Genomic DNA, 6,630 nt, shown 5'->3' on the forward strand with positions numbered 1-6,630 from the left:
AGAAATCCTCCCGTTTCCCGCGACAGGTGCAGACCGGATTTTGCCAGATGCCACAAGGCTTGCAGAGGATTTCATGCTAAATTCTACCCACACTCTTTCACGAAGACCCTTTATTTGGTTTTTTTGAAAGGAGGTTCTATGGCTATTTGATCCAACGTTTTTCAGAAAATTTATTCAACTTTAATTTCAGGAGTACAAAATGAAACTGAAGACCTCACTACTCGCCGCCACACTTGCCGCATTCGCAGCTTCGACTGCTTATGCCAATGAAGAACATCATGCAGATACCAAAGCTGAAACTCAAAAAGTTGAGAAGACAGAAGCCAGGAAACCGGTGAAGAAGCATAACCATATGGAAGAAAAAACCGGGATGCCCATGCCCGAATCAGGCGGCAAACCTGGCGATATGCCGAACATGGATATGCATGAACACATGAAAATGCACGACCACACCAAGGACAGGCACTAGTCCGGCAGTCGACTGCGCGGCCGGTTTGCGAAGTACCTTGCCGCGCAGTCAATTGGTTCTCGTTTCGAAAGGAGCAAAAAATGGAAAATGACCGACCTGCCGAGCCCACGCGCCATGCCGCACTGCGTGGTTACAACTGGATCTTCATAGCCTTTCTGGCGATTGCCGCATTTTTTCTGTTGAGCGAACACCGCGCCCACCTGCTGGGCGCACTGCCGTTTCTGTTGCTGCTCGCCTGCCCGTTGATGCACCTGTTCATGCACCACGGACATCAGGGCGGGAATGACGCGCATCACGAAGGGGGCAAAAAATGAACCCCACGGGAAACGCATATGGCCTGTGGTCGCTGGTGATCATCAACTCGGCATTTTTCATCCTGTTTGCGTTCAGTTTCTTCAAGCCAAAGTCGCAACGCGACTGGCGCACACTCGGACTTTACTCGGCTTTCATCGTGGCATTATTCACCGAGATGTACGGTTTTCCGCTGACCATCTACCTGTTCTCCGGCTGGTTGCAGAGTCATTACCCGGAGGTGAATTGGTTGTCGCATGATGCCGGGCATCTGCTTGAAATGATGTTTGGCTGGCGATCCAACCCCCATTTCGGCCCATTCCATATCCTCAGCATGCTTTTCATCGTTGGCGGATTCTGGTTGCTGTCCAGTGCATGGCCGGTACTCTATCGGGCGGTGCAACAAAACGAACTCGCAACCAGCGGCCCCTATGCGCGCATCCGTCATCCGCAATACGTCGCCTTCGTGCTGGTGATGTTCGGATTCCTGTTGCAATGGGCGACGATCATCACGCTGCTGATGTTCCCGATTCTGGTTTGGGTTTATGTGCGCCTGGCATATGCCGAAGAACAAGATGCCGAGACAAAATTCGGTGCCGCATATACCCGCTATCGTGCGGCAACCCCGGCATTCTGGCCTGCACTCTCAAGGCATCAGGAAAAATGAAAAGTATCGTCCAGAAACTTGGCAGCAGCCTCGCCAGCGTGACAAGGCAACCCGAACCGAACGTGTTGCTGTTTGCCTTCCTGCTTAATTTGCCCTGGGAGCTGCTGCAAATTCGTTTTTTCGAGAGGATGCCTGAACTCGCGCATTGGGATGGCGTGGCGGTGTGCGTGCGCGCCGCAGCGGGTGATGGCGTGATAGCGCTGCTGGCATTCTGGGCGATTGCCTTGCTAGCGGGCACGCGTGGCTGGATCGCTCGCCTCTCGATCCGGACTCTGTGCACTTATGTCGTCATCGGTCTCCTGTACACGGTCGTCGTGGAATACTGGGCGACGCAGGTTGCCGGGCGCTGGCAGTATGCTGCTGCCATGCCGCGTTTGCCGCTGCTGGAAACCGGCTTGCTGCCGCTGCTGCAATGGGTGTTGATTCCACCCTTGCTGCTGTGGGTGGTACGCAGGCAACTCACACAGCCATGAGCGCGCCGCTGCCAGGGAGGATAAGCAATGTTTCTGGAGAATGATCACTATATCTGGCTGCTCTGGGCGCTCGCCTTCCTCGTGCCATGGGCAGTGCTGTACGCAGCCGTTCCCGCACAGCGCCGCGTGATGTGGTGGAGCAGTTCGCTGACCGCGTGGTTCGGCCTGACCGAACCGCTCTTCGTGCCGGAGTACTGGAATCCGCCCAGTTTGTTCGACCTGGCTCAACGCACCGGTTTCGACATCGAAAGCCTGATCTTCTGCTTCGGCATCGGCGGGGTGGGGGCGGTTCTGTACAACGCATTGACTGGGAAGCACCTGATGCCAATGGACATGCACGAGCGCAACAGTCCGCGCCATCGCTTTCATCGCGTCGCGTTGGGCGCGCCGTTCGTGGTGTTCGTCGCGCTGTATTTTCTGCCCTGGAATCCAATTTATCCAGGCATCGCCGCGTTGCTGGCAGGTGGATTATCCAATGTGCTGTGTCGCCCCGATCTGGCCAGGCAAACCTTGATTGGCGGTGTATTGTTTGCCGGGTTTTACCTGGTCTTTTTAACCGCGCTGGAATTGATGGCTCCGGGCTATATCGCACGGGTGTGGAATCTTCCTGCGCTGAGCGGCGTGATGCTCGGTGCTTTCCCCATTGAAGAACTATTGTTTGGCTTCGGCATTGGGGCGTACTGGTCCGGGGTGTATGAGCATCTCGCCTGGCATCGCAGCACCTGATGGTCGGGATTGATTTTGCGGCGGCGCATTTGAACTATGTGAAAGGAGAATCATTGTGAATGAAACAGTCGAAGATCCGGTATGCAAGATGGCAGTCCCCGCAACTTCGTTTGCCACCGAATATGCGGGGATCCATTACGCGTTTTGCTCGGCGCAATGCAGGCAACGATTTCTGGAAAACCCGCACTTATATGTTGGAGTTCCCGGACACAAAGCACCCGCGCAGCAAGGGAAAGAAGTTATCAAGAAACGCAGTCTGATGTTGGCTGAATCACTGGATGAGGCTCAGGCGGAGCAGGTAAAAAACGCTTTGCTTGAGATGATGGGTGTAAAGGAAGTTTGCATCGAGGGGAGCACGATGCAAATCCAGTACGACCTGATGCAGGTGGACACTGAACAGATTGCAGACCAACTGGCATTGGTCGGAGTGCAGCTCGGTGGGGGGTGGACTGACCGTCTCAAACTGGCGTTTATCAATTACCTGGAGGAGTGCGAGGTCGGCAGCCTTGAAGTCTCAAATAAAGATTGTTGCCACTAACTGACTCGCCAATGCCTTACGGGTCATATGGAAAGCATGCTGTTTCAGTTTGAAATAGGAGAGTTTTGAATGAATGCAAAAGCAGACATTATGGAACAAGCGGATGCCGCCTTCGCGCATGCCTTGGCCGAGGCGCTGGATATTCGCGAGCATGAAACCGGAGACCACTCCAAACGGGTTGCCTGTCATACCCTGGTGCTGGCACAACGTTTCATCAATGACCCGCATCGGCTGCGACATATCTACTGGGGGGCATTGCTGCACGACATCGGCAAGATCGGCGTGCATGATGCTATTTTATTGAAACAGGATGCGCTCGACGAAGACGAGTGGAATGAGATGCGCACTCACCCGGAAAAAGGGCACCGTATCGTGGCACAGATACCCGGCATGGAAGAAGCCGCAGAGATCATCCTGTGCCATGAAGAACGTTTCGATGGCAGCGGCTATCCCCGCAAATTGAGTGGCGGGCAGATTTGTTTGGGGGCAAGACTGTTTGCAGTAATCGATACGCTCGACGCAATCACTTCCGATCGTTCTTACCGCAAAGCAAGCTCATTTGACCAGGCGCGTGATGAGATTATCAGGATGAGCGGCACACAATTCGATCCGCTGGCAGTGCAGGCTTTTTTGGCAGAGGAAACAACATTGCGTGAAATGGTGGCAGCCAAATGTATGCAATCACAAGCTACCGCTTTTCCATCGAACCAATACAACAGGAGCAAGCCATGACGCACGAAATTGACCCCGTTTGCGGCATGCAAGTCGCAGATAATTCAGACCATCATCTGGTGCATGAAGGTCGGCGCTATCTTTTTTGTTCGCAGCACTGCCTGGATAAATTCCGGGCAAACCCGGCAGCGTATTCCAGGCCGCAGACAGCAGTGCCAGAACCCTCCGCTGCGATGTACACCTGTCCGATGCACCCGGAAGTTCGCCAACCCTCGCAGGGCAACTGCCCCAAGTGCGGCATGGCGCTGGAACCGGAAACGCCTGTCACGGCATCAGTCGAATATACCTGTCCCATGCATCCTGAAGTGGTGCGCAATGCACCGGGCAGTTGCCCGATCTGCGGCATGGCTCTTGAGCCGCGCAATGCCTCTGCGCAAGAAGACAACAGCGAACTGAATGACATGACACGCCGCTTCTGGTTCAGCGCTGTGCTGGCCTTGCCGGTATTCGTCATGGCGATGGTTTCCGACCTCGCACCGCAACTGGTGCCGGATTTAGTTTCGATGACCGTGCTGCAATGGCTGGAATTCGCCCTGGCAACGCCTGCGGTGCTATGGGGCGGCTGGCCGGTCTTCCAGCGCGGCTGGGCATCGCTGGTCAACCGCCATCTCAACATGTTCACCCTGATTTCGCTGGGTGTCGGCGTGGCGTGGAGCTACAGCGTGGTGGCGATGCTGCTGCCGGGCATCTTCCCGCCTGCGATGCGCAGCATGGGCGGCACGGTGCCGGTGTATTTCGAGGCGGCGGCGGTCATCATGGCATTGGTACTGCTCGGCCAGGTAATGGAGTTGCGCGCGCGCAGCCAGACCAGCGCCGCGATCAAATTGCTTTTAGGTCTCGCTCCCAAGACGGCGCGCATCGTCCGTTCCCCTCACCCCAACCCTCTCCCACAGGGCGAGGGAGCGATCGAATCGCTGCGCGAATTTCTTCTTAACAGCAGCGAGGAAGATATTCCGCTGGAACAAGTGCAGCCGAATGATGTGCTGCGCGTGCGTCCCGGTGAAAAAGTGCCAGTGGACGGCGTGGTGCTGGAAGGCGCGAGCGCGCTGGACGAATCCATGGTGACCGGCGAATCCATTCCCGTCGAGAAAACCGCAGGTGCGCGGCTGATCGGCGCCACGGTGAACGGCACGGGCAGTCTGCTGATGCGCGCCGAGCGCGTCGGCGCCGATACGCTGCTCGCGCAGATCGTGCATATGGTGAGCGAGGCGCAGCGTTCGCGCGCACCGATCCAGCGGCTGGCCGATGTGACTGCCGGGTATTTCGTTCCGGCGGTGGTGCTGGCTGCACTCGCCACACTGGCGATATGGGGCATCTTTGGGCCGGAGCCGCGTTTGGCGCACGCCATTGTCAACGCCGTGGCGGTGCTGATCATCGCCTGCCCTTGCGCGCTGGGGCTGGCCACGCCGATGTCCATCATGGTCGGCACCGGACGCGGTGCACAGGCGGGTGTGCTGATCAAAAACGCCGAGGCACTGGAAACCATGGAAAAGGTGAACACGCTGGTGGTGGACAAGACCGGAACATTGACAGAAGGAAAACCGAAACTGACCTCGGTCATTCCGCTGGACGGATTCGAGGAAGGCGTGGTGTTATGGCTGGCTGCCAGCCTGGAACGCGCCAGCGAACATCCGCTGGCTACGTCCATCGTTCAAGGCGCAAAAGAGAGAGGCATCGAACTGACCGCAGTAAGCGTGTTTCGCTCGATCACTGGCAAGGGAGTGACGGGGACAGTCGAGGGACATCAGGTCGCACTGGGCAACCTCAAACTGTTCGAGGAATTGCAGATTGATCCGAGCGACTTGCCCGCGCGCGCCGAGGCATTGCGCAGCGACGGGCAAACGGTGATGTTGCTGGCGATCGACGGCAAGGCAGCGGGACTGATCGGCGTGGCCGATCCGGTCAAGGCCTCCACGGCAGAAGCGATCCACGCGCTGCATGAGGAAGGTGTGCAGGTCATCATGCTGACCGGCGACAACCGCATCACGGCGGAAGCGGTGGCGAAAAAATTGGGCATCGACCGCATCGAGGCGGAAGTCTTGCCCGAACAAAAAGCCGAGATCGTAAAGAAACTTCAAGCAGAAGGACGCATCGTTGCGATGGCAGGCGACGGCATCAACGACGCACCTGCTTTAGCGCAAGCGCAGGTGGGAATCGCGATGGGCACCGGCACCGACGTGGCGATGGAAAGTGCCAGTATCACCCTGATCAAAGGCGATTTGCGCGGCATCGTGCGCGCGTTGCGCCTCTCCCGTGCAACCATGCACAACATCCGCCAGAACCTGTTCTTCGCCTTCATCTACAACGTGCTGGGCATCCCCGTTGCGGCGGGCGTGCTTTATCCGTTCTTCGGCCTGCTGCTCTCCCCCATCATCGCGGCGGCGGCGATGAGCTTCAGCTCAGTCTCCGTGATCACGAACGCCTTGCGCCTGAAACGGCAGCCGCTATGAGCGGCCCCGTTATATATGATGTACGGTATGGCAGGTTGGTTTGGGGGCCACGCCAGAGTGCAGGCGTGGGGTGGTTCTGGATTTAGGATGATGAGAAGTAAAAGATATTTTTATTCCCACTCTATCGTATACAGACACACAACCGCCTTGATTCTATTTATATTTCTATGACACCAGTAGTGTCCGGTTAAATTAGTCATTCTCGCCACGAAGGTCAATAACGGGTGGGTTTGTGGCGCAAATATTTTGGTGCCGATTTGAAATCAGTTTACCCATATTCCGGT

8 protein-coding genes are annotated in these 6,630 nt (G+C 56.5%); all 8 read left to right on the forward strand.

Annotation, left to right across the window (positions count from 1 at the left end):
• The first annotated feature begins 199 nt into the window (after window positions 1–199).
• The 8 genes from ACKTSJ_RS10895 to ACKTSJ_RS10930 all read left to right on the forward strand — a co-directional run bounded on the left by ACKTSJ_RS10895 (window position 200) and on the right by ACKTSJ_RS10930 (window position 6,346).
• Entirely contained in the window at window positions 200–469 is a 270-nt protein-coding gene (locus ACKTSJ_RS10895) for a hypothetical protein (RefSeq protein ID WP_407900158.1), read from the forward strand.
• Between the two features lie 80 nt (window positions 470–549).
• Entirely contained in the window at window positions 550–783 is a 234-nt protein-coding gene (locus ACKTSJ_RS10900) for a DUF2933 domain-containing protein (RefSeq protein WP_407900160.1), read from the forward strand.
• Complete coding sequence (locus tag ACKTSJ_RS10905) at window positions 780–1,427, forward strand: methyltransferase family protein (protein WP_407900162.1); 648 nt, start codon at window positions 780–782, stop codon at window positions 1,425–1,427. The genes ACKTSJ_RS10900 and ACKTSJ_RS10905 overlap by 4 nt, the downstream gene beginning before the upstream one ends.
• Window positions 1,424–1,900, forward strand: a complete 477-nt coding sequence (locus ACKTSJ_RS10910) for a hypothetical protein (protein ID WP_407900164.1) — start codon at window positions 1,424–1,426, stop codon at window positions 1,898–1,900. The genes ACKTSJ_RS10905 and ACKTSJ_RS10910 overlap by 4 nt, the downstream gene beginning before the upstream one ends.
• Before the next feature lie 27 nt (window positions 1,901–1,927).
• Complete coding sequence (locus tag ACKTSJ_RS10915) at window positions 1,928–2,626, forward strand: lycopene cyclase domain-containing protein (RefSeq protein WP_407900166.1); 699 nt, start codon at window positions 1,928–1,930, stop codon at window positions 2,624–2,626.
• A 55-nt stretch (window positions 2,627–2,681) separates the two neighbouring features.
• The gene (locus tag ACKTSJ_RS10920; protein WP_407900167.1) at window positions 2,682–3,164 is read left to right on the forward strand and encodes a YHS domain-containing protein; all 483 of its coding nucleotides are present in this window, start codon (window positions 2,682–2,684) and stop codon (window positions 3,162–3,164) included.
• 69 nt (window positions 3,165–3,233) lie between these two features.
• The gene (locus ACKTSJ_RS10925; protein ID WP_407900169.1) at window positions 3,234–3,896 is read left to right on the forward strand and encodes an HD-GYP domain-containing protein; all 663 of its coding nucleotides are present in this window, start codon (window positions 3,234–3,236) and stop codon (window positions 3,894–3,896) included.
• Window positions 3,893–6,346 (forward strand): heavy metal translocating P-type ATPase, encoded by a 2,454-nt coding sequence (locus ACKTSJ_RS10930; protein WP_407900170.1) that lies wholly within the window; start codon window positions 3,893–3,895, stop codon window positions 6,344–6,346. Before ACKTSJ_RS10925 ends, ACKTSJ_RS10930 begins: the two co-directional genes overlap by 4 nt.
• Window positions 6,347–6,630: the final 284 nt, after the last annotated feature.

The organism is Ferrigenium sp. UT5 (assembly GCF_045866295.1).
Classification (GTDB): domain Bacteria; phylum Pseudomonadota; class Gammaproteobacteria; order Burkholderiales; family Gallionellaceae; genus Sideroxyarcus.